The following is a 20,680-nucleotide window of genomic DNA, read 5'->3' as shown; positions in this document are numbered from 1 at the left end:
CGTAGACCACAAGTCCGGATTTTGATCGCCACGAGCTGGGGTGGTATGCAAGTCGATCTTGAGGTTGAAGACGCACAGGTGGCCGAATGGCCGCGCTTCCAGCAGGCCGCCTTCCAAGGGCGCCGCTTGAAGCGGATGGCGGTTGCGTTGGGCGGTCTGGCGGGTTTCGGACTGGTGCTGGCGTTTTTCATCGGCGTGTTCTCACCACAATCGGTGTGGCCGGCCTTGTTGGTCGGTCAAACCGCCGGCCTGTGGGTACTGGTGGCGGGCCTGCAATCGGCGTGGTGGGTGACGCAGTGGCGCCGCACGACGTTGCAGCCGGCTGTGGATATCTCGCCTATATCCCGCGAGCCTGTAGATAACCTGGGCGCTTACGAGCGACTGCTTGAGCGAATCAGCACGCGGTGGAACGGTTTGTTGAAGCAAATCGGGGCGCCTGTCTTATGGCTTGCCGGATGGGCGCTGCTGATCTTGCTGAGTCTGGAGCAAGTCTGGAACCTGGCTTTACCGGCGGCTTCCCTCGGTATGGCGGCCAGTATTGGCGCGGTGGTGTCGTTGTCACTGGCGTTTGGCTTGTTGGTGTTTGAGCGGCACTTGGCGCAACAACCCGCGATCGAATGGCCAGAAGCACGGCCGCTGGCGCAACTGACGCGAGTGGCGATCATCGTCCTCGTGCTTGGCGCCTTCTGCCTGCTCTTTGCCAGGGACACGTCGGTCTGGTCGGCGCGCCTTGCGGTGTTGATCGGCGTATTGCCGGGGCTGGTGGCGGTGGAATTGTTGCTTCGTGCAGTGCTGGCGTTGTTCAGCCCACGGCGCGAGACGTTGGAGCCAACACTGTTGGGGCGAAGTGTGCTCGCCGACCTGCTGCGCTGGCCACCGCAGCCGCTATTGGCCCTGCAGCATGAGTTGCACAATCGCTTTGGCATCGACCTGCGCCAGATCTGGGCGTTCAGCTACATGCGCCGGGCGTTCTGGCCGGTAGTGGCGGTGGTGTCGCTGGTGGGTTGGTTGCTGACGGGCGTGCACGAAGTACCGCTGCAAGCGCGCGGCATTTATGAGCGCTTCGGCGAACCGGCGCAGGTGTTCGGCCCGGGTCTGCACGTCGGATTGCCTTGGCCGTGGGGCAGGGTGCTGAGCGTCGAGAACGGCGTCGTGCATGAGCTGGCAACCAGCGTCAGCAACGCTCGCGTCCCGGCCGAGGCTGAACCGGCGGAAGGACCGGCTCCGGCCATGGCCAATCGGTTATGGGACGCCAGTCACGTCAACGACAAGTCCCAGGTGATTGCCAGCCAACGGGCCGATCAACAGAGCTTCCAGATCGTCAACATGGACGTGCGTTTCGTCTACCGCATAGGCCTGACGGATGCAGCGGCGTTGGCGGCGACTTACAACAGCACGGATGTGCCTTCGCTGATCCGCAGCACCGCCAGCCGCATCCTGGTCCACGAATTTGCGTCGCGCACATTGGACGGATTGTTGGGTGCCGATCGGGTCAGCCTGGCCGAGGAAATCGGCAAGGCCGTGCAGGCTGACTTGCAGTCACTCGACAGTGGCGTGGAAATCCTGGCAACCGTGGTCGAGGCGATTCATCCCCCGGCTGGCGCGGCCAATGCCTACCACGGCGTACAAGCTGCGCAGATCGGTGCCCAGGCACTGATCGCCCGGGAGCGTGGCGCCGCTGCGGAGCAAACCAACCAGGCGCAACTGCAGGCCAGCAATGCACGCGACCAGGCCGAGGCTTCGGCCCGGGAAATCAACGCCACCGCGCAGGCCGCGAACTTGCGCTTTGAAGCCGAACGCAAAGCCTACGCGACAGCCGGCCATGCCTTTGTGCTCGAGCAATACCTCGGGCAACTGAGCCAAGGGCTGGGCAAGGCGAACCTGCTAATCCTCGACCACCGCCTCGGCGACGGCGGCAGCCCGCCTACCATCGATCTGCGAACTTTCATCTTGCCGACAGACCCCGTATCGCCACGTAACCCTGTCCAGCCAGGAGCTGCCCATTGAGCCAGTCTTCTTCACACGGCCATCACGACCATACCGATCATGCCCATGCCGGCCATCATCACGGCCACCACCACGGGCATCATCACCCTCATCATGGCGATCCGCAGCCCGCCGGGCCATTTCCTTGGCGGCGGATGGGTTGGGCGGCGCTGCTGGTGGCGTTTGCCATCGCGGCGGCGAGCCTGGTGCAAGTGCGCTCGGGCGAGGCCACGGTCATTACGCGTTTCGGCAACCCCGCGCGGGTGTTGCTGCAACCGGGCCTGGGCTGGCGCTGGCCGGCACCGTTCGAGGCAGCGATCCCGGTGGATTTACGGCTGCGTACCACCTCCAGCGGCTTGCAGGATGTGGGCACGCGGGACGGTCTTCGGATCATCATCCAGGCCTATGTGACGTGGCAGGTACAGGGCGACCCGGACAATGTGCAGCGGTTCATGCGTGCGGTGCAGAATCAGCCGGATGAAGCCGCGCGGCAGATACGTACGTTTGTCGGCTCGGCCCTGGAAACCACGGCTGCCAGTTTTGATTTGGCGAACCTGGTCAATACCGATGCGGCCAACGTCCGCATAGCCGATTTCGAAACCCAACTGCGCCAGCAGATCGAGCAGCAACTCCTCAAGACCTACGGCGTACGGGTGTTGCAGGTTGGCATCGAACGCCTGACCTTGCCCTCGGTGACACTCAGCGCGACGGTGGACCGTATGCGCGCCGAGCGTGAGACCATCGCTACGGAGCGCACGGCCATCGGCAAGCGCGAAGCGGCGCAGATTCGCTCGGCGGCTGAACGTGACGCGAGGGTCCTGCAGGCCGATGCCACGGTCAAGGCCGCAGCCATCGAAGCGCAATCGCGAGTGGAAGCTGCCGAAATCTACGGCAAGGCCTACGCGGGTTCTCCGCAGCTATACAACCTGCTGCGCTCATTGGACACCTTGGGCACGATCGTCAGCCCGAGTAGCAAGTTGATCCTGCGCACCGACGCGGCGCCATTCCGCGTCCTGGTGGACGGTCCTCCCACCGAGGAACGTAAAGACGGTAAGCGCCCATGAGTTTGGTTCCACGTGGAACAAATGAATTGTCGAGTCCATGGATTCAGGCGGGGCGCCTGGCTTATCTGGCGCTTTATGCCGTCACGGTGCTGGCCGCGTTGGCCTGGGTCTTTTCGAATGTTCGGCAAATCGACCCGCAGGATCGTGCGGTGGTCCTGCATTTCGGTGCGCTCGATCGAATCCAGAATGCGGGACTCTTACTGGCCTGGCCGCGGCCCGTGGAACAAGTGATCTTGCTCCCGGCGGCGGATCGAGTCCTGGAACGCAGGGTGGAGAATCTGCTGCGTTCGGATGCGGCGCTGCAAGCGGACCGTGTGGCCAGTTTTGCCTCTCCGGTCAGCGATGCCCTGGCAGGTTCCGGTTATTTGTTGACCGGCGACTCGGGCGTGGTGCAACTGGATGTACGGGTGTTCTACAAGGTCACCGACCCTTACGCCTTCGTTCTGCAAGGCGAGCATGTCTTGCCGGCACTCGACCGCCTGGCAACTCGCAGTGCCGTGGCGCTTGCCGCTGCTCGGGACTTGGACACGATCCTGGTGGCTCGCCCCGAGCTGATGGGCAGCGACAGCCAGGCCGCCGAACGTCGTGAACGCTTGCGTGGTGATCTGGTACAAGGCATCAACCGACGGTTGGCTGAACTCGCCGCGACAGGGCAGGGCCTGGGCATCGAAGTGGTCCGGGTCGATGTGCAATCGAGCCTGCCGGGGCCGGCGGTCAATGCCTTCAACGCCGTGCTCACCGCCAGTCAGCAGGCCGACAAAGTAGTCGCCAATGCCCGCACTGAAGCCGAGAAGCAAAGCCAGGCAGCCCGCCAAGAGGCCGATCGTGCGGTGCAAGTCGCCCATGCCCAGGCCAGCGAACGGCTCGCCAAGGCGTCGGCCGATACAGCCTCGGTGTCCGGATTGGCGAAGGCCCAAGGCAGCGATCCGCAAATGCTCCTGCGCCTGTACCGTGAACGCATGCCGGGCATTCTTCGTCAGGCCGGTTCAGTAACCACGGTCGATCCAAAGGACGATTCCCGTCTGATCATCCAGGGAGCCGGACAATGACCGCTCAAGCTGCTGCTTCACCCATGTTGTCTTCCGCCGAGCAGCGTTCAGCCGCTCGGCAACTGACCCTGGCGATGCTCGCCCTTGGTTTGCTTGCGTTGGGCCTGGCATGGCGTGGCTGGTCGCCGGAACAGAGCGGCGTCAGTCAGTTGCTGTTGGGAGCCGCCTCGCTGTTGGTGGCAGTGCCGGTGATGCGGTCCGCCTGGTACAGCCTGCGTTATCCGAGCCTGCATGGCATCACCGATCAGTTGATCGCCCTGGCGATGCTCGGTGCCTGGGCCACCGGCGATCTGCTGACGGCTGCGTTGTTGCCGATCATCATGATCTTCGGCCATGTGCTGGAGGAGCGCAGCGTCATCGGCTCCCAGGAAGCGATTTACGCCCTCGGCCAACTGACCCGCAGCCAAGGCCGCAAAGTGCAGGCGGACGGCTCGATCATCGAAGTCGATAACGGCACGTTGCGGCCCGGCGATGTGGTGGAAGTGCGCGCCGGTGATCGAGTGCCTGCGGACGGTCGAGTCTTGTCCGGCCAGGCGAGCCTCGACACTGCGCCCATCACCGGCGAGTCGGTGCCCCTGGAGGCGGGTGTCGGGGTCGAGGTCTTTGGTGGCGCGATCAATCTCGACGGTGTGTTGCGCCTGGAGGTTACTCGCATCGGTGATGAGTCGACGTTGGGCAAGGTCATCGCGCTGATGCAAAACGCAGAACGCTCGAAGCCGCCGATCACTCGCCTGCTGGAGCGCTACGCCGGCAGTTATCTGGTGCTGGTGTTGTTATTGGCGGCGGTGACGTGGTTTGTCACCAACGATGCCCAGGCGATGCTCGCGGTTCTGGTGGCGGCGTGCCCCTGCGCCTTGGTGCTGTCGGCGCCGGCCACGGCGATCGCTGGCATCGCGGTTGCAGCGCGTCATGGAATTCTGATCCGCAGCTCGGCGTTCCTCGAAGAGCTGGCGGATCTGACTTCGCTGGTGATCGATAAGACCGGCACGTTGACCTATGGCGCCTTGCGCTTGCAATCGGTCGAAGGGAGCCAGGACGACCTGGCGATAGTGTTGCCCTTGGCCGCTAGCCTAGGATCGGCCAGCAGCCATCCGGTCAGCCGCGCGCTGGCCGGCCTGGTGGAGCAACATCAATATTTGCCGCTCACCGACATTCATGAGCGTCAGGGTCTGGGTGTGGTCGCCATGACCGGGGAGGGCGAAGCTGCGCTCGGTCGTCCGGAGTTGTTCGCCCGGCTGGGCATCCAGACCTTGGCCGTACCCAACCATGACGGCCCGATTGCTGGCTTGGCCCTCGATGGACAATTCCTCGCTTGGCTGTTGCTGGCCGATAGCGTCAAGCCGGAAGCGCGGCTGGCGATGACTGAATTGCGCACGCTTGGCCTCGGACGCCAATTGCTGTTGACGGGGGATCGCCAGAGCGTGGCCAACGCCTTGGCCCAGGAGGTCGGTATTCATGAGTTGCAGGCGCAGGCCTTGCCGGAAGATAAACTCCAACGGGTCATGGCCGAGATCGACCACGGCTTCCGGCCCATGGTGGTGGGGGACGGCATCAACGACTCACTGGCCCTCAAGGCTGGCGTGGTCGGCGTGGCGATGGGCGCGGGTGGCGCTGATATCGCGCTGGCGTCGGCGGACATCGTGTTGATCGGCAGCGACCTCCGGCGCCTCGGGACTTGCGTACGATTGAGCCGGCAGTGTCGGCGGACGCTGCAAGTCAACGTGATCATCGGTCTGGGCTGGACGCTGGCCATCGTCGCGTTCGCCGCATTCGGCTGGCTTGGCGCCGCGGGGGCGATGATCGCGGCATTGCTGCATAACTTGAGTACGCTGTTGGTACTGGGCAATGCCGGAAGACTGCTACGCTTCCAGGAGCCGCTGCCAAAGATCTAGGCCGTCCGTGAACGAACTGTTGAAGGCGCGCGTAGTCAGTTACGAGAGGTAGCACCACTTCAGGCAGTTACTGCTCAAAACAGTAGATTTAGAAGAACGATAGAAAAAGGCTATAAATTCGATAGCCAGCTATTTTTCTACGATGGGCTACCCTCATTTCAGACGTCTGAAACAAGGGGGATTTTTCATGCTCGCTCAACTTCCACCGGCCTTACAGAATCTGCACCTACCGCTTCGTCTGCGGCTCTGGGATGGCCATGAATTCGCGCTGGGTGACGATCCCAGCGTGACCATTGTGGTCAAGGACCCACAAATGGTTGCGCAATTTACCCATCCCAGCCTGGATGCATTGGGTGCGGCGTTCGTCGAAGGCAAACTCGAACTCGAAGGCTCGATCCATGACGTCATTCGAGTCTGTGACGAGCTGAGCCAGGCCCTGGTGGACGAAGACGACGATAACCTGCCGGTGCGCACGGTCCACGACAAGGAAACCGACGCCAAGGCGATCTCCTACCATTACGACTTATCCAACGCGTTCTACCAGCTCTGGCTCGACAGCGACATGGCGTACTCATGCGCTTATTTCGAGACCGGCAGCGAAACCCTTGAACAGGCGCAGCAGGCCAAGTTTCGCCATCTCTGTCGCAAGCTGCGCCTGCAACCCGGCGACTACCTGCTGGACGTTGGTTGCGGGTGGGGTGGGTTGGCGCGTTACGCGGCGCGAGAGTTCGGTGCGAAGGTGTTCGGCATTACCCTGAGCCAGGCTCAGCTGGACCTGGCTCGCGAGCGAGTCAAGGCTGAAGGCCTGGAAAACCAGGTCGAGCTTCAGCTGTTGGATTACCGGGATTTGCCCCAGGACGGTCGATTCGACAAAGTCGTCAGCGTCGGGATGTTCGAACACGTGGGGCACGCCAACCTGACGCAGTACTGCAAGACCCTGTACGGGGCCGTGCGCGAAGGTGGCTTGGTGATGAACCACGGGATTACCGCCAAGCACACCGATGGCCGCCCGGTAGGCCGCGGCGCTGGCGACTTCATCGAGAAATATGTCTTCCCCAACGGCGAGCTGCCGCACCTGTCGATGATCTCTGCCGAGATCAGTGAAGCAGGGCTGGAGATCGTTGATGTGGAAAGTCTGCGCATGCATTACGCACGGACCCTCGATCATTGGAGCGAGCGCTTGGAAGACAACCTCGAAGCCGCTTCCAAGGAAATACCGGAACAGGCCCTGCGGATCTGGCGGCTGTATCTGGCCGGTTGTGCGTACGCCTTTGCCAAGGGCTGGATAAACCTGCACCAGATCCTCGCGGTCAAGGCCCATGCCGACGGTAGCCATGACTTGCCTTGGACCCGTGACGATATCTACACGCCTTAAAGAATCGGCGAAATAAGCCGGGCGATCCGCATGCCTATCTTCTGCAGGCGGTGGGTCTCCCGGCTTTCTTGCTTGGCGACTTCGTGGGCCTGGGCGAAATCCTGCTCGAGCATCTGCTGCACTTCGCTGGCAAAGCCGATGTCGACGGTCAGTAACATCACTTCGAAATTCAATCGGAACGAGCGGTTATCCAGGTTCGCGCTTCCGATGGCGCTGATCTCCTGGTCGATCAGCACGACTTTCTGGTGCAGGAATCCCGGCTCATAACGAAACACCCGCACGCCGGCCCGAACGGCTTCGAACGCATAAAGGCTCGACGCTGCGTAGACAATCTTGTGATCGGGTCGTGACGGCAACAGGATGCGCACATCCACTCCGCGCAGCACGGCCAGGCGCAGCGCTGCGAATACCGCCTCATCGGGAATGAAGTACGGTGAGGTGATCCAGATTCGTTCGTTGGCCGCGTGGATGGCCTCGACGAAAAACAGCGAGCAGGTTTCGTAGGCGTCGGCGGGGCCGCTGGCAAGCAGTTGGCAGAGCACGCCGCCGTCCGGGTAGGTGTCGGGCAGGATCAGGGGTGGCAGTGAACGGGCGGCCCAGAACCAGTCTTCGGCGAACGATTCTTGCATGCTTGCCACTACCGGACCGCGTACTTCGACATGGGTATCGCGCCAAGGAGCAAAGGGCGGTTGTTCACCCAGATATTCATCGCCTACATTGTGGCCGCCAACGAATCCCAGCACTCCGTCCACGGCGACGATCTTGCGATGGTTGCGAAAGTTGACTTGGAAGCGGTTGAGCCAGCCGCTGCGGGTGGCGAAAGCCTTGACGTGGACGCCGCCGTCGCGCAGTGCCTGGACATAACGGTGGGGCAGGGAATGACTGCCGATACGGTCATAGAGCAGATACACCGCCACGCCTTCGGCGGCTTTCTTCAGGAGCAACGCTTGCAAGCGCTGCCCGAGTCGGTCGTCGTGAACGATAAAGAACTGCACCAGGACCGCTTCACGAGCGTTATCGATGGCCTGGAAAATCGCCTCGAACGTGGCTTGCCCATTCACCAGCAGGCGCACCTGATTGTTCGCCAGGCACGGTGCTCGCCCCAGTTTTGGCATGGCCCTGAGTGACGCGTAGGCCTGGGAGGCGCGCGCGGTGAGCGCCTCTTCAACCCATGGCCGCCAGTTCATTTCGGAGATTGCCTTGCGCATTTCTTCGTTGGCCTGCCGACGTGCCTTGATGTAGCCGTCGAAGGTGCTGCGGCCAAATACCAGGTACGGAATCAGTGTCAGGTAGGGAATGAACACCAGCGAAAGGGCCCAGGCTATCGAGCCTTGGGCGGTTCGCACCGTCAGCACCGCGTGAACGGCGGCGATGGAACCCAGGGTGTGAAGCAGCGCGATCAGGTAACCGAAAACATGCGGGCCGAAATAATCCATGGGGCTGCCGTGCTCCTGAAGTTTCAATGCTTAACAGACCATGTTCCACGACGAATGTCGCTATTTAATTCGCTCGCCCCCAGGCCTGAACCGAAGCCTGTGGGCGGCGTCTAACGGCTACTTGTCCTCTGGAGTGTTTGCAATGAATGTTCGTCTGCTGGGTTTGGCCTTGGCGGTTGGCTTGTCGGTTCCTCTGGCGGCTCAGGCGCAGATGCTTCAACCGGGACTGTGGGAACTGACTACCAGCAATATGAAAGTCGATAACCAGAACCTGCCGGATCTGCAATTGATCCTCGGACAGCTACAAACCCAGATGACCCCCGAGCAACGGGCGATGCTCGAGAAGCAAGGCATTACCATGGGCGGAAAAGGCATTCGGGTCTGCCTGACACCTGCGCAAGTGCAGACTAATGATATTCCGCTGCAGGATCCGCAATCAGGGTGCAAGCAACAGATCACCGAGCGCACCGGCAATCAATGGAAGTTTCGCTTCAGCTGCCCGAAGGCCCAGGGCAATGGTATTGCCACCTTCCAGAGCGATCGGGAATTCACCACCAAGGTCAACGGCACGTTCAACGCTACGGGCATCCAGCAGAACGGTAGCCTGGACACCCGCGCCGTTTGGCTGGGGCAGGATTGCGGGACGGTCAAGCCGAGGGCCTGACCTGGGCTGGATGTGATGGATTCGTGGCGAGGGAGCTTGCTTCCGCTGGGCGTTTAGCGGTTCAAAACCTCTGAGCGCTCACGGCCGACTCAACGCCTCGTACAGCGTGTTGAGGTTGTACTCGAACAGCCCGGTAAATGTGCTGGCGGGGCCGCTCGCGGCCAGGGCGTCCGAGTACAACGTGCCGCCGATGTGCGCGCCGCTTTCATCGGCGATCTGTTTGAGCAGGCGCGCATCCTTGATGTTCTCCATGAATACTGCTTTGACTTTCGCTTGGCGGATCTGGGTAATCAGCGCGGCGACTTCTGCCGCCGAGGGCTCACGTTCGGTGGACAGGCCCTGCGGCGCCATGAACTCGATGCCATAGGCCTGGCCCAGGTAACCGAACGCATCGTGGGACGTAACGATCTTGCGATTACCCGGTGGTAGCGCGCCGAACTTTGCCTTCGCTTCGGCAAGCAGCTTATAGATCGTTTTCAGGTACGCCTGGCTGTTACGTTCGTAGTCAGCCTTGTTGTCCGGGTCCGCCGCTTCGAGTGCCTTGGTGATATTGCTGACGTACAGCTGCGCGTTGGCGAGGTTATGCCAGGCGTGTGGGTCGGGGACCGTCTCGCCATCTTCATTCAGCGATCGCGGTATCACGCCTCGACTGGCGCTGATCACCGAAGCCTGGGTTTCCGTGCTGGTCACCAGGCGATCTAGCCACGGCTCGAAGCCCAGCCCGTTCTTGATAATCAACCTGGCCCCGAGCAGCGCCTTGGCGTCGTCCGGCGTGGGTTCGTAGGTGTGCGCGTCGGCGTCCGGTCCAACCATGTTGATGATCTGGACGTGTTCGCCGCCGACTTGTTGGGTCATGTCGGCAAGGATGCTGAAGCTGGTCACTACCTTGAGCTTTTCGGCGGCGGACAGGGACACGGACAGCATCAAGCTGAAGATCAGGAGCAGGGCGCGCATCAAGAAATACCTCATGGGGATGTGAGCAGGGGCGGGCGGCGCAGGAGACCGTGCACCGGACCGAATACCACGGACAACAGATAGGACGCGCCCGCCACCAGGACGATGGCCGGCCCGCTGGGAAGCGAGAAATTGAACGACAACAGCAACCCCAGCCACACCGAGATGCAACCGAGCAGTGCCGCGATCATCATCAGAATGGGCAGGCGTCGACTCCAGAACCGTGAGGCGGCCGCCGGTAACATCATCAGGCCGACCACCATCAGCGCGCCGATGGCCTGGAAACCGATCACCAGGTTCAACACCACCAAGGTCAGAAACACACCATGGGCCAACGGACCCAGGCGACTGACTGTTTGCAGGAACAGGGGATCCAGGGTGTCCAGCAGCAGTGGTCGATAAATCAAGGCCATCGCTACAAGACTGATTCCACAGACCCACAGCATGCCGCTCAGGGTCGGGCCGTCCACCGCCAATGCAGAACCGAACAACAAGTGCAGCAGGTCCAGGCGTTTACCGGCCAAGCCAAGAATCAACACGCCGGCGGCCAGGGAAATCGGATAAATCGCTGCAAGGCTGGCGTCTTCCCGCAGACCGGTCCGGCGAGTAATCCAAGCGGCGAGCCCTGCCATGCTCAAACCCGCGCCCAAGCCGCCTAACGTCAAAGCCGGCAGGCTCAGCCCTGCGATCCAGAAGCCCAGCGCGGCGCCGGGCAAGATGCCGTGGGCCACCGCGTCACCGATCAGACTCATGCGCCGCAGAATCAGGAACACGCCCAGCGGCGCGGTACTGCACGCCAACACCAGGCCGCCGAGCAAGGCCCGGCGCATGAATACGAATTCCTGGAAGGGTTGCCAAAAATGAGTGACCGCAAGCATCAGGCCACCCAAGCGCGGGGTTGCTGCGCAATCAAGTCGACACTTCGGCCCAGTACGCAGCGTGAATTGCTCACCAGCAGGGTATGCGGAATATGTTCGCGCACGGCGCCCAGGTCATGACACACCACCACGACGGTTTTGCCCTCGGCATGCCAACGGTGAAGGTGTTTCCACAGCAGCACTTGGCCCTGTTCGTCGAGGGCGGCGTGAGGTTCATCCAGCAACAGCAGCGGTGCGTCAGCCAGACTCAATCGGGCGAGCAGGGCGCGCTGCAATTCGCCTCCAGACAATGCCATCAAGGGGCGTTGCTCGAGTCCGCTCAGGGCCCAGTCCTCCAGCACCGTCTTCAACCGAATACGCCGCATCGCCGGTGTGTATGAACTCCTCCAAGCACCGGCGGCAACCAACTCCTGCAGGCTGATGGGGAATTGACGATCCAGGTGTTGCTGTTGCGGCAGGAATGAAATGCCGCCGCGCTTGGGTACGTTGACGGTGGCTTTGCCGGCCAGAGGTTTTTGCAGGCCTGCGAATACTTTCAAGAGACTGGTTTTGCCTGAACCGTTTGCCCCGATGATGGCTGTGAGACTTCCTGCTGGCCGCTCCATCGTGAGTGGCGGTGTCAGCGGTTGTCCGGGAGCGCCCCAGCGCAGGGCGTGGCAGTTGATCATGATGCGCCTCGCGTCCAGCTGCTTTCGGCCACCGCGTCATGGGCGTGCAGGCTTTCGGCGTGAACGACCCTGACACTCAGCGCATTGATGAGAGAGGGTTTTGCCAAGGCTGTGGTCAGCCGCCTTGCAGCGTCTTCGCAGAACATCAGGTTTTGGCCGTTGGCCAACGCAAATGCCTGTTCGTCCGCGCGCTTGACGGCGGTTTGTACCGCGGTGCCGAGGGCTTCTTCAGCAGCATCGATGAATGATTGGAACGGTAAGTCCTCAATCTCTTTGTTCAACCGCAGGGTCAGCGTTGCCGTGCTGCGCTGGCTATGAGGGGTAGCCACGATGCCATTTGGCGAGCCCAGCCAGGCGAGGATCTCGGCGTGTTCCAGCGTCTTGTTTGCGAAGTCGTTGACGAATTGTTGCTGGATCAATTGTCGAGCGAGTGCCGCCGAGCAAGGGCAGGTGGAGGAATAGGGAATCTGGATTCGAAGTTCCACGTGGAACATCGCGTTTTTCAGGCTGGCTTCGATGCTTACCGGATAGCGCTTCCAACCGGCCAAGGGGCTGATGAGTGCCGGGCGCTTTAGCAGCAGATCGGTATGGACAGTCAATGAAGCCGCATGAGACGAGCCTTCATGACTATCAAGAAACTGCCGCAAAATACGATGCAATGATGTTGGTGAGAGCTCCGTCGTTTCAAGCGTTTCCAACGCCAGATACAAGCGTGACATATGGATCCCACGGGCCTCATGGTCATCCAGGCTGACGCCTGCATCGGCCATCGCCTGGAGACGATGGCCGCCGATCAGCACGGGTAAGGCGATTCCACACATGCCGACCCAGTCGAGGGGAAGCGCTTGGCGTGAAATTTGCGCAGCGACGTCGGGCAGCGTTAACGCATTCATGAGAGGTCCGCAAAGAATCCAAAATTAGACGTTATAGTATAACGTCATGCTTGTGAATAGCGCTCCCATGAAAGGAGTTTTACTTATCCGTCGGGCTGTTCCACGTGAAACGTCAGCGGGGCGAGTCCTGACAGCCATTGAGGCGACTACATATGAACCCACCCCTGCTCCCGCCAGAGCTTGAAAAACGATTGATCGTTGTCCAGCCGACTCGTCGGTTATACCCAACCCAACTTTCTCCATCCGATGCCAGGCCCGTAAAAAATGTGAGCAGGCCATAACGGCTGGTCGTTTGCGCCCAATAGCGGTGGCTCACAGCCTCGAACCCGCGGGTATAGATGACATTTCCACTCGTCTGAACGCTGTAGGCATTGCCGTATCCATCGACACACGCCAGCAAATTCGCACTGCGGGTGCAATTCGCCAAGAGCGGGTTTTGAGCTGACGCGTAGACCGTCCAAAGCAATAGCGCCCCCGCCGTCATTAATTTCACAGAGCTGCGCATGGATCGTTCTCGGCAATAAGGTTTGCAGATGGTGACGAAATTATTGTTATAGTATAACGTAAATTAGCCTGCCTATACATATCGAGCCGGAACGGCCACCGATGAGGATATACCTGATGCCCGATCGCCTTCCCGTAACCGTCCTTTCCGGCTTCCTCGGTGCCGGTAAGAGCACGTTGCTCAACCACATCCTGCGCAATCGAGAAAACCTGCGTGTCGCGGTGATCGTCAACGATATGAGTGAGATCAACATCGATGGCACCGAAGTCCAGCGAGATGTCTCCCTGAATCGTGCCGAAGAGAAACTGGTGGAAATGAGCAACGGCTGCATCTGTTGCACGTTGCGCGAGGACTTGCTTGAAGAGGTCGGGCAACTTGCCAGGGAAGGGCGTTTTGATTATTTGTTGATCGAATCCACAGGCATATCCGAGCCGCTGCCCGTGGCGGAAACCTTCACGTTTCGCGATGAGGAAGGCCGGAGCCTTGCCGATGTCGCGCGCCTCGACACGATGGTGACGGTGGTCGACGGCGTAAATTTTCTGTTGGATTACCACGCGGCCGAGAGCCTTGCGTCCCGGGGCGAAACCTTGGGTGAGGAAGACGAGCGCTCAATCACTGAGCTGCTGATTGAGCAGATCGAATTTGCCGACGTCATACTGATCAGCAAGATCGACTTGATCAGCCAACGGGAGCGAGAGGAGCTCATCGCGATCCTGGAGCGTCTCAACACCCACGCGCGGATTGTTCCCATGGTCATGGGCCAGGTGCCGCTGGCCAGCATTCTCGACACCGGCCTTTTCGATTTTCAACGCGCCGCCCAAGCACCTGGTTGGCTGCAAGCTTTGCGAGGCGAGCCTGTACCGGAGACCGAGGAGTATGGCATCGCCTCGACGGCCTACCGGGCACGTCGGCCGTTTCATCCCGAGCGCTTTTTTACGTTCATCGACCGTCCTTGGCCCAATGGCAGGCTCCTGCGTTCGAAGGGTTTTTTCTGGTTGGCTAGCAAGCCTGAAGAAGCAGGAAGCTGGTCCCAGGCCGGCGGATTGATGCGTTATGGGTTCGCCGGACGTTGGTGGCGGTTCGTGCCGAAACACCAATGGCCGCAGGATGAGGACAGTAGCGCCACGATCATGAAAAACTGGCTGGCGGAGACAGGCGATTGCCGTCAGGAGCTGGTGTTCATCGGCCAGAACATGGATTTCGATCAACTCACCGAAGAACTGAACGCCTGCCTGCTGACCGACGCGGAGATGGCCCTGGGCATGGAAGCCTGGCGGCTGTTACCGGACCCGTTCGGCCCGTGGCATGACGAGGTCGCGGCTTGATTCGTCGCTTCCCTGGGCGCGCTCCCAGGGGAACATCAAGTGTCGTCAGATTGGATCGCTTGGCTCAAGGCTTGAGCCAGGTGCCCTGGCTTTTCCCTTCGCAAAACGGCTTGAGATAAGCCGCGTCGGTCGCCACGCCGTAATAGTGAATATCCTGGTGATAAGGCATATTGGCGACTTGGGCGTTGCTGCAGATGCCAAACGCGCCGCCAGGGCACTGATCCACGTATTGCACGTCGACTTTTTGCCCAGGCAGGCTCGGCTGGCAGAAACCGTCGGCAAACAGCTTTTGCGGAATGTTGCGGTTCTGCTGGCAGACCTGGACGTCGAGTCGTTCCGCCTGGCTGTGTACGATACAGGCCTGGGCCATGGCCTGGCTCGAAGTCAAAGCCAGTAACAGCCAACCGATCATTCGCATCTTCACCTCCACTCAAAGCCATTGATCTATGTTGCAGGACATCCCCACCCATGTCATCGCCGGTCCATTGGGTGCCGGCAAGACCAGCCTGATCAGGCACCTGATGGCCCAGCGCCCTGCGGATGAACGCTGGGCGGTGCTGATCAATGAGTTCGGCCAGGTCGGCCTGGATGCCGCGCTGCTGACCCAGGCCGCCGATGGTATCGCATTGGGCGAAGTGGCCGGTGGCTGCCTATGTTGCGTCAACGGCGCGCCGTTTCAGATAGGCCTGGGTCGTTTGTTGCGAAAGGCTCGGCCCCACAGGCTGTTCATCGAACCTTCCGGGCTGGGCCATCCGGCGCAACTGCTGCGTCAATTGAGCGCGGCGCCTTGGCTCGGCGTGCTGGCGGTCCAGCCTTGCGTGATGGTGTTGGATGCCCGAGCGATGGCGGACGGCAAGCCATTGCCCGATACACAACGACAGGCGTTGGTTGATGCCGGATTGCTGGTGCTGAACAAATCCGAAGGCCTCACCGACAATGATCGGGCGCGCGTAATTACCCAATTGCCTGCGCTGGGCGTGTATTGGACGCAACAGGCTGAGTTGCCGATGAGTCGATTGCCGGGCATTTCGGCTCGGGGCGATGGCGCTGTGGATAACCTGAGCCTACCTGTAGGGCTGGGGCAAATCCCGGCTATCTGGACCGATCCGATGGCGCCGGTGTGCCTGTACCAGCAGCAGGGGGAAGGCTGGAGCATTGGTTGGCGGTGGCATCCGTCCCAGCGTTTTGATGCGGCCGCGGTGACGCGTTGGCTCGACGGTGCGCATTGGAAACGGGCGAAGATGGTTATCCACAGCGCTGACGGTTGGGTCTCGGCCAATGCGTTGGAGAGTGCGTCGTTGCAGTGGCAGGCCAGCGAGTGGCGACAGGATTCACGGATCGAACTGATCTTCGCCGAACCGCAGGACGTGGTTGCGCTGCAAACGAGCCTGGCAAATTGCCGATGTCCATGAATCAGTCGCGCTTCACGGCTTCCACTTGTTGTGCTCCTGGCGCCATTGGCTGAGCTCGATGACCTCAGCCCTGGGCCGGGTCTGGACCGATTCAATCGGCGCAGGCGGGGTTTCTTCGAACGGCATCGGGTAAGGCGCCAGTTCGATGTGGGCGCTGTGGGCACCAAACTGAGTGATCGTACCCGAATGACGGGTCTCGCCCGTCACCGTGAATTCGAAGTTATACACACGCGCCAGGCGCCGTCGTCCGCTGGCGTCCTTTACGAATCCGATCTTGCGCAGCGCGACATTGCCGTCCAGCAGCTCGATCTTGAGGTTGGCGCAATGTTGCATGACCCTCGCCAAGGCGCGCTCGCGCAAGCCATGGTTGTGCCACAGCCAGGCGCCACCGGTAGCCAGCAGCATCAGCACGAAAATATTTCCAAGGGTCAGCATGAACGGAAAGCTCCAACAAGTTGCCGTCAGCTTAACTGTGTCTCCGGCCTGTCGTACAGGCTGCGTTTAGTCGCATACTGCGCGGCTTGAATTTCATTCGTTTTACGGAAACTTCCCGCATGAAACGTACGCCTCATCTGCTTGCCATCCAGTCCCATGTGATATTTGGCCATGCCGGCAACAGCGCTGCCGTGTTTCCGATGCAGCGGGTCGGCGTAAACGTATGGCCGCTCAATACCGTGCAATTTTCCAATCACACCCAGTATGGACAATGGGCCGGTGAAGTGCTCGCACCCGCCCAGATACCGCTGTTGGTGGAAGGCATCGCCGCCATCGGCGAGCTGGGCAATTGCGACGCGGTGCTCTCCGGTTATCTGGGTAGCGCGGCCCAGGGGCAAGCCATTCTGGCGGGTGTGGCGCGGATCAAGGCTTGCAACCCAAAGGCGCTGTACCTGTGTGACCCGGTCATGGGGCACCCGGAGAAGGGTTGTATCGTGGCGCCCGAGGTCAGCGAATTCCTGCTGGAGGAAGCCGCTGCCGTGGCCGATATCATGTGCCCGAACCAACTGGAACTGGACAGTTTTTCGGGGCGCAAGGCGCAATCATTGTTTGACTGTCTGGCCATGGCCCGTGCGCTGCTGGCCCGCGGTCCGAAGGTCGTGCTGGTCAAACACCTGGCTTACCCCGGCAAGCCCGAAGACAGTTTCGAGATGCTGCTGGTCACGGCTGATGGCAGTTGGCATTTGCGCCGTCCGCTGCTGGCGTTTCCGCGTCAACCAGTGGGGGTGGGCGACCTCACGTCGGGGTTGTTCCTGGCGCGGATATTGTTGGGGGATAGCCTGGTGGCGGCATTCGAATTCACCGCTGCGGCCGTGCATGAGGTGCTGTTGGAAACCCAAGCGTGCGCAAGTTACGAGCTGCAGTTGATCCGCGCCCAAGACCGCATCGCCCATCCGCGCGTGCGATTCGAGGCAGTGCCGATCAGCCTCTGATCACATCCGTGGAGATGCTGCAAATCCCTGTGGGAGCGAGCTTGCTTGCTCCCACAGGGATTTCTGCGGCTGGTTAAGGCCCGTCCGCCTTGATTTCCTGATAGCGTCTCTCCAGCTCCTGGCGAATCTGCCGGCGTTGCTGGGCTTGTTCATAGCGCCGTTTTTCTTCGCTGTTCTGCGGTTGCAACGGCGGGACGGGGGCCGGCTTGCGCAAGTCATCCACCGCTACCATGGTGAAGAAGCAGCTATTAGTGTGGCGCACCGAGCGTTCACGGATGTTCTCGGTCACGACTTTGATGCCCACTTCCATCGACGTGTTGCCGGTGTAGTTCACCGAAGCCAGGAACGTCACCAACTCACCGACATGTATCGGCTCGCGGAAAATCACCTGGTCGACCGACAGCGTTACCACGTAGCGGCCGGCGTAACGGCTGGCACAAGCGTAGGCCACTTCATCGAGGTATTTGAGCAAGGTGCCGCCATGGACATTGCCAGAGAAGTTGGCCATGTCGGGGGTCATCAACACCGTCATCGACAGCTGGGCGTTTCCGGGTTCCATAACGTTCTCACGGTTCAAGGCAGCAGTTCAGGATGGGCGCCTCTGCGGGCGCTGGGTTGTGGTTACCAGATACAAACCACTCATATCGGGACGCTGCGCCGATGCGAGCCGTCACGCTTCGATGGATCTGTTTCCATATATTGCACCGTCTTTTTGCCAGAAGTCCCGGTGTTAACCTGCAAAAGCCCCTCATCTGGGTATTTCCTACAAGAGAAACGGACCTATCCGACTCCGCATGAGTCATGTCAGCAAGGAGCCCCACCATGCATGCCATTAGCTTCATACAAGACTTGGCGATCATCATGCTGGCGGCGGGGTTGGTTACCGTACTGTTTCATCGCTTCAAGCAACCGGTGGTGCTTGGCTACATTGTCGCCGGCTTCGTCATCGGCCCGCATACACCGCCGTTCGGCTTTATCCATGACGAAGAAACCATCAAGACCCTGGCCGAGCTCGGGGTGATCTTTCTCATGTTCTGCCTGGGCCTGGAATTCAGCCTGCGCAAATTGTTCAAGGTGGGGGCCACAGCGTTCATCGCGGCGTTCCTGGAAATCGTCTTGATGATCTGGATCGGCTATGAGATCGGGCGCTGGTTCGGCTGGAATGCCATGGACTCGCTGTTTCTCGGCGCCATCCTCGCCATCTCGTCGACCACTATTATCGTCAAGGCCCTGAATGACCTGAAGATGAAGAACGAGCGCTTTGCGCAGTTGATTTTCGGGGTGTTGATTGTCGAGGACATCCTTGGCATCGGCATCATCGCCTTGCTTTCGAGCATCGCGGTCAGCGGTGCGGTGAGTTCCGGCGAAGTGCTATCGACCGTCGGCAAGCTGTCGTTGTTCATGATCGTAGCGCTGGTGATTGGCATCCTGCTGGTGCCCAGATTGCTGGCCTATGTGGCGAAGTTCGACAGTAACGAGATGCTGTTGATTACAGTACTGGGGCTCTGCTTCGGCTTTTGCCTGTTGGTGGTGAAGCTGGAATACAGCATGGTGCTCGGGGCATTTCTGATCGGCGCGATCATGGCCGAGTCCCAACAGCTGTTGAAAATCGAGCGGCTGGTAGAACCGGTGCGCGATCTGTTCAGCGCAATCTTTTTCGTGGCCATCGGGCTGATGCTCGACCCGGCCATAGTGCTCCAGTACGCGTGGCCGATCGCCGTGATCACCTGTGCAGTGGTGCTGGGTAAAGTGCTTTCGTGTGGTCTCGGTGCCTTTATCGCAGGCAATGACGGACGCACCTCACTGCGCGTTGGGATGGGCCTTTCACAGATTGGCGAATTTTCTTTCATCATCGCGTCGCTGGGGATGACCTTGCAGGTCACCAGTGATTTCCTTTATCCGGTGGCGGTGGCTGTCTCGGTGCTCACCACGCTGCTGACGCCCTATTTGATCCGAGCCGCTGATCCGTTGTCCGTCAGGCTGGCATCGGCGATACCGCGACGATTGGCGCGCGTGCTGGGCATGTATGGCGAGTGGTTGCGCAGTATCCAGCCCCAGGGTGAAGGAGCCATGCTGGCCTCCATGATCAGGCGAATCCTGCTGCAAGTCGGCGTCAACCTGGCGTTGGTCATTGCCATTTTTGTTTCTGGAGGGTATTTCGCCGAGCGGATGGCTGCTTATCTAGAGGTGTGGATCAGCGATCCGAGCTGGCAAAAGGCACTGATCTGGGGCGCAGCGTTGCTGCTGTCGCTGCCGTTCCTGATCGCGGCGTACCGCAAGCTCAAGGCATTGTCGATGCTGCTGGCGGAGATGGGCGTAAAGCCGGAGATGGCCGGCCGCCATACCCAGCGCGTGCGTCGGGTGATCGCCGAAGTGATCCCGATCCTGTCGCTGCTGGTGATCTTCCTGCTGTTGGCAGCCTTGTCGGCCAGTATCTTGCCGACCAACAAGTTGCTGTTGCTGATTGCCGTGGTGGCGACTGTCGTGGCGGCGCTGCTCTGGCGCTGGTTTGTCCGCCTGCACACGCGGATGCAGGTGGCTTTGCTCGATACGCTGGACAATCACAAGGAATCGTCCGGGCATTGACCAGCGCCGGGCCCTGGCGGATCAGCTTTCCAGCCAGACGTCCCGTGCCCAATGCCAGACCGACTCCCAGGTTTCCTCGGCGATCAGTTCTTCGTCTGCTTGCCACAGCACCACGGTGCCGTCTTCTTCGACGCAGTAATAATCATCGCCGTCCTGGCAAATCGGAATCAGGCTCCGGTCGACGCCAGCGTCCCAGGCGTTGGCCGCTACGTCCGGCAGGTAGGTATGGGATTGCGGATCGGTAACAGTCACCGGTTCCAGGCTGCCATAGACGACATCGCTGACGGTCAGCAAAAATTCCCTGAATACGAAGGGGATATCGATGAACAACTGTTCTTCGATTTCTACCAGCAGATCTTCATCAGGTAACTCCAGCGGAACCGGCACGGGTTCGTTGGCTTCGCGTAATTGTTCGATGATTTCTTCCACGTCCGGGATCCTCTTTCTCGATGGCGCGGTTTTATATGGGCGGTTTATACAGTAGCCCGCCATAGATGCAACTGCGAAATAGAAAACCCCGGCAAGTGCCGGGGTTCTTTTATTTCAACATGCGAAACGCGAAAAGG

Annotated in this window: 20 protein-coding genes; 10 read left to right on the top strand and 10 right to left on the bottom strand. The window is 60.4% G+C overall.

The window, feature by feature from the left end:
• Window positions 1–45 precede the first annotated feature (45 nt).
• From hflK (KSS97_RS00740) to cfaB, 5 genes are all read left to right on the top strand, one after another.
• Window positions 46–2,007 (top strand): protease modulator HflK, encoded by a 1,962-nt coding sequence (hflK, locus tag KSS97_RS00740; protein WP_217860692.1) that lies wholly within the window; start codon window positions 46–48, stop codon window positions 2,005–2,007.
• Window positions 2,004–3,050, top strand: coding sequence for a protease modulator HflC (hflC, locus tag KSS97_RS00735; protein ID WP_217860691.1), 1,047 nt, complete (start codon window positions 2,004–2,006; stop codon window positions 3,048–3,050). The genes hflK (KSS97_RS00740) and hflC overlap by 4 nt, the downstream gene beginning before the upstream one ends.
• Window positions 3,047–4,099 (top strand): protease modulator HflK, encoded by a 1,053-nt coding sequence (gene hflK / locus KSS97_RS00730; RefSeq protein ID WP_030139066.1) that lies wholly within the window; start codon window positions 3,047–3,049, stop codon window positions 4,097–4,099. The genes hflC and hflK (KSS97_RS00730) overlap by 4 nt, the downstream gene beginning before the upstream one ends.
• A complete protein-coding gene (locus tag KSS97_RS00725; protein ID WP_217860689.1) occupies window positions 4,096–5,991 on the top strand; it encodes a heavy metal translocating P-type ATPase in 1,896 nt (631 codons plus the stop codon). Before hflK (KSS97_RS00730) ends, KSS97_RS00725 begins: the two co-directional genes overlap by 4 nt.
• 187 nt (window positions 5,992–6,178) lie before the next feature.
• On the top strand, window positions 6,179–7,366 hold the full coding sequence (gene cfaB, locus KSS97_RS00720) for a C17 cyclopropane fatty acid synthase CfaB (RefSeq protein ID WP_217860688.1): 1,188 nt from the start codon (window positions 6,179–6,181) through the stop codon (window positions 7,364–7,366).
• On the opposite strand, the gene cls is transcribed toward cfaB, so the two are convergent.
• Window positions 7,363–8,802: a cardiolipin synthase gene (gene cls / locus KSS97_RS00715; protein WP_217860687.1), complete on the bottom strand. Its 1,440-nt coding sequence runs from the start codon at window positions 8,800–8,802 to the stop codon at window positions 7,363–7,365. The two genes, cfaB and cls, sit on opposite strands and share 4 nt — an antisense overlap.
• A gap of 142 nt (window positions 8,803–8,944) precedes the next feature.
• On the opposite strand from cls, the gene KSS97_RS00710 reads away from it, so the two are divergent.
• Window positions 8,945–9,466, top strand: coding sequence for a DUF3617 domain-containing protein (locus KSS97_RS00710; RefSeq protein WP_030139070.1), 522 nt, complete (start codon window positions 8,945–8,947; stop codon window positions 9,464–9,466).
• A gap of 78 nt (window positions 9,467–9,544) precedes the next feature.
• Here KSS97_RS00710 and KSS97_RS00705 read toward each other — a convergent pair whose 3' ends face one another.
• From KSS97_RS00705 to KSS97_RS28310, 5 genes are all read right to left on the bottom strand, one after another.
• Window positions 9,545–10,420 carry a metal ABC transporter substrate-binding protein gene (locus KSS97_RS00705; protein WP_217860686.1) on the bottom strand — a complete coding sequence of 292 codons (876 nt, stop codon included), beginning with the start codon at window positions 10,418–10,420 and terminating at the stop codon, window positions 9,545–9,547.
• Between the two features lie 11 nt (window positions 10,421–10,431).
• Window positions 10,432–11,298: a metal ABC transporter permease gene (locus tag KSS97_RS00700; RefSeq protein ID WP_217860685.1), complete on the bottom strand. Its 867-nt coding sequence runs from the start codon at window positions 11,296–11,298 to the stop codon at window positions 10,432–10,434.
• Entirely contained in the window at window positions 11,298–11,966 is a 669-nt protein-coding gene (locus KSS97_RS00695) for a metal ABC transporter ATP-binding protein (protein WP_217860683.1), read from the bottom strand. Before KSS97_RS00695 ends, KSS97_RS00700 begins: the two co-directional genes overlap by 1 nt.
• Window positions 11,963–12,859: a GTP cyclohydrolase FolE2 gene (gene folE2 / locus KSS97_RS00690; RefSeq protein ID WP_217860682.1), complete on the bottom strand. Its 897-nt coding sequence runs from the start codon at window positions 12,857–12,859 to the stop codon at window positions 11,963–11,965. Before folE2 ends, KSS97_RS00695 begins: the two co-directional genes overlap by 4 nt.
• Before the next feature lie 112 nt (window positions 12,860–12,971).
• Window positions 12,972–13,364: a glutamine synthetase gene (locus tag KSS97_RS28310; RefSeq protein WP_407682880.1), complete on the bottom strand. Its 393-nt coding sequence runs from the start codon at window positions 13,362–13,364 to the stop codon at window positions 12,972–12,974.
• Between the two features lie 116 nt (window positions 13,365–13,480).
• Here KSS97_RS28310 and zigA point away from each other — a divergent pair, with 116 nt between their 5' ends.
• Window positions 13,481–14,689 (top strand): zinc metallochaperone GTPase ZigA, encoded by a 1,209-nt coding sequence (gene zigA / locus KSS97_RS00685; RefSeq protein ID WP_217860679.1) that lies wholly within the window; start codon window positions 13,481–13,483, stop codon window positions 14,687–14,689.
• A 64-nt stretch (window positions 14,690–14,753) separates the two neighbouring features.
• Here the strand turns inward: zigA and KSS97_RS00680 are convergent, their stop codons facing one another.
• The gene (locus tag KSS97_RS00680; RefSeq protein ID WP_217860678.1) at window positions 14,754–15,107 is read right to left on the bottom strand and encodes an NADH:ubiquinone oxidoreductase; all 354 of its coding nucleotides are present in this window, start codon (window positions 15,105–15,107) and stop codon (window positions 14,754–14,756) included.
• A 28-nt stretch (window positions 15,108–15,135) separates the two neighbouring features.
• On the opposite strand from KSS97_RS00680, the gene KSS97_RS00675 reads away from it, so the two are divergent.
• Complete coding sequence (locus tag KSS97_RS00675) at window positions 15,136–16,101, top strand: CobW family GTP-binding protein (protein WP_217860677.1); 966 nt, start codon at window positions 15,136–15,138, stop codon at window positions 16,099–16,101.
• A 12-nt stretch (window positions 16,102–16,113) separates the two neighbouring features.
• Here the strand turns inward: KSS97_RS00675 and KSS97_RS00670 are convergent, their stop codons facing one another.
• Entirely contained in the window at window positions 16,114–16,536 is a 423-nt protein-coding gene (locus tag KSS97_RS00670; protein WP_217860676.1) for a DUF3301 domain-containing protein, read from the bottom strand.
• A gap of 119 nt (window positions 16,537–16,655) precedes the next feature.
• Between KSS97_RS00670 and pdxY the strand changes: the two genes are divergently transcribed.
• A complete protein-coding gene (pdxY, locus tag KSS97_RS00665) occupies window positions 16,656–17,528 on the top strand; it encodes a pyridoxal kinase PdxY (protein WP_217860675.1) in 873 nt (290 codons plus the stop codon).
• A 73-nt stretch (window positions 17,529–17,601) separates the two neighbouring features.
• Here the strand turns inward: pdxY and KSS97_RS00660 are convergent, their stop codons facing one another.
• On the bottom strand, window positions 17,602–18,087 hold the full coding sequence (locus KSS97_RS00660) for an acyl-CoA thioesterase (RefSeq protein ID WP_030139081.1): 486 nt from the start codon (window positions 18,085–18,087) through the stop codon (window positions 17,602–17,604).
• 263 nt (window positions 18,088–18,350) lie between these two features.
• Between KSS97_RS00660 and KSS97_RS00655 the strand changes: the two genes are divergently transcribed.
• Window positions 18,351–20,114: a cation:proton antiporter gene (locus KSS97_RS00655; protein WP_217860674.1), complete on the top strand. Its 1,764-nt coding sequence runs from the start codon at window positions 18,351–18,353 to the stop codon at window positions 20,112–20,114.
• Between the two features lie 21 nt (window positions 20,115–20,135).
• On the opposite strand, the gene KSS97_RS00650 is transcribed toward KSS97_RS00655, so the two are convergent.
• Entirely contained in the window at window positions 20,136–20,543 is a 408-nt protein-coding gene (locus tag KSS97_RS00650; RefSeq protein WP_030139083.1) for an SMI1/KNR4 family protein, read from the bottom strand.
• Between the last annotated feature and the right edge of the window lie 137 nt (window positions 20,544–20,680).

The sequence above is a fragment of the Pseudomonas alvandae genome, assembly GCF_019141525.1.
In the GTDB taxonomy this organism is placed as follows: domain Bacteria; phylum Pseudomonadota; class Gammaproteobacteria; order Pseudomonadales; family Pseudomonadaceae; genus Aquipseudomonas; species Aquipseudomonas alvandae.
Note: the sequence above shows the minus strand (reverse complement) of the source record. Positions and strands in the feature narration are given on the sequence as shown.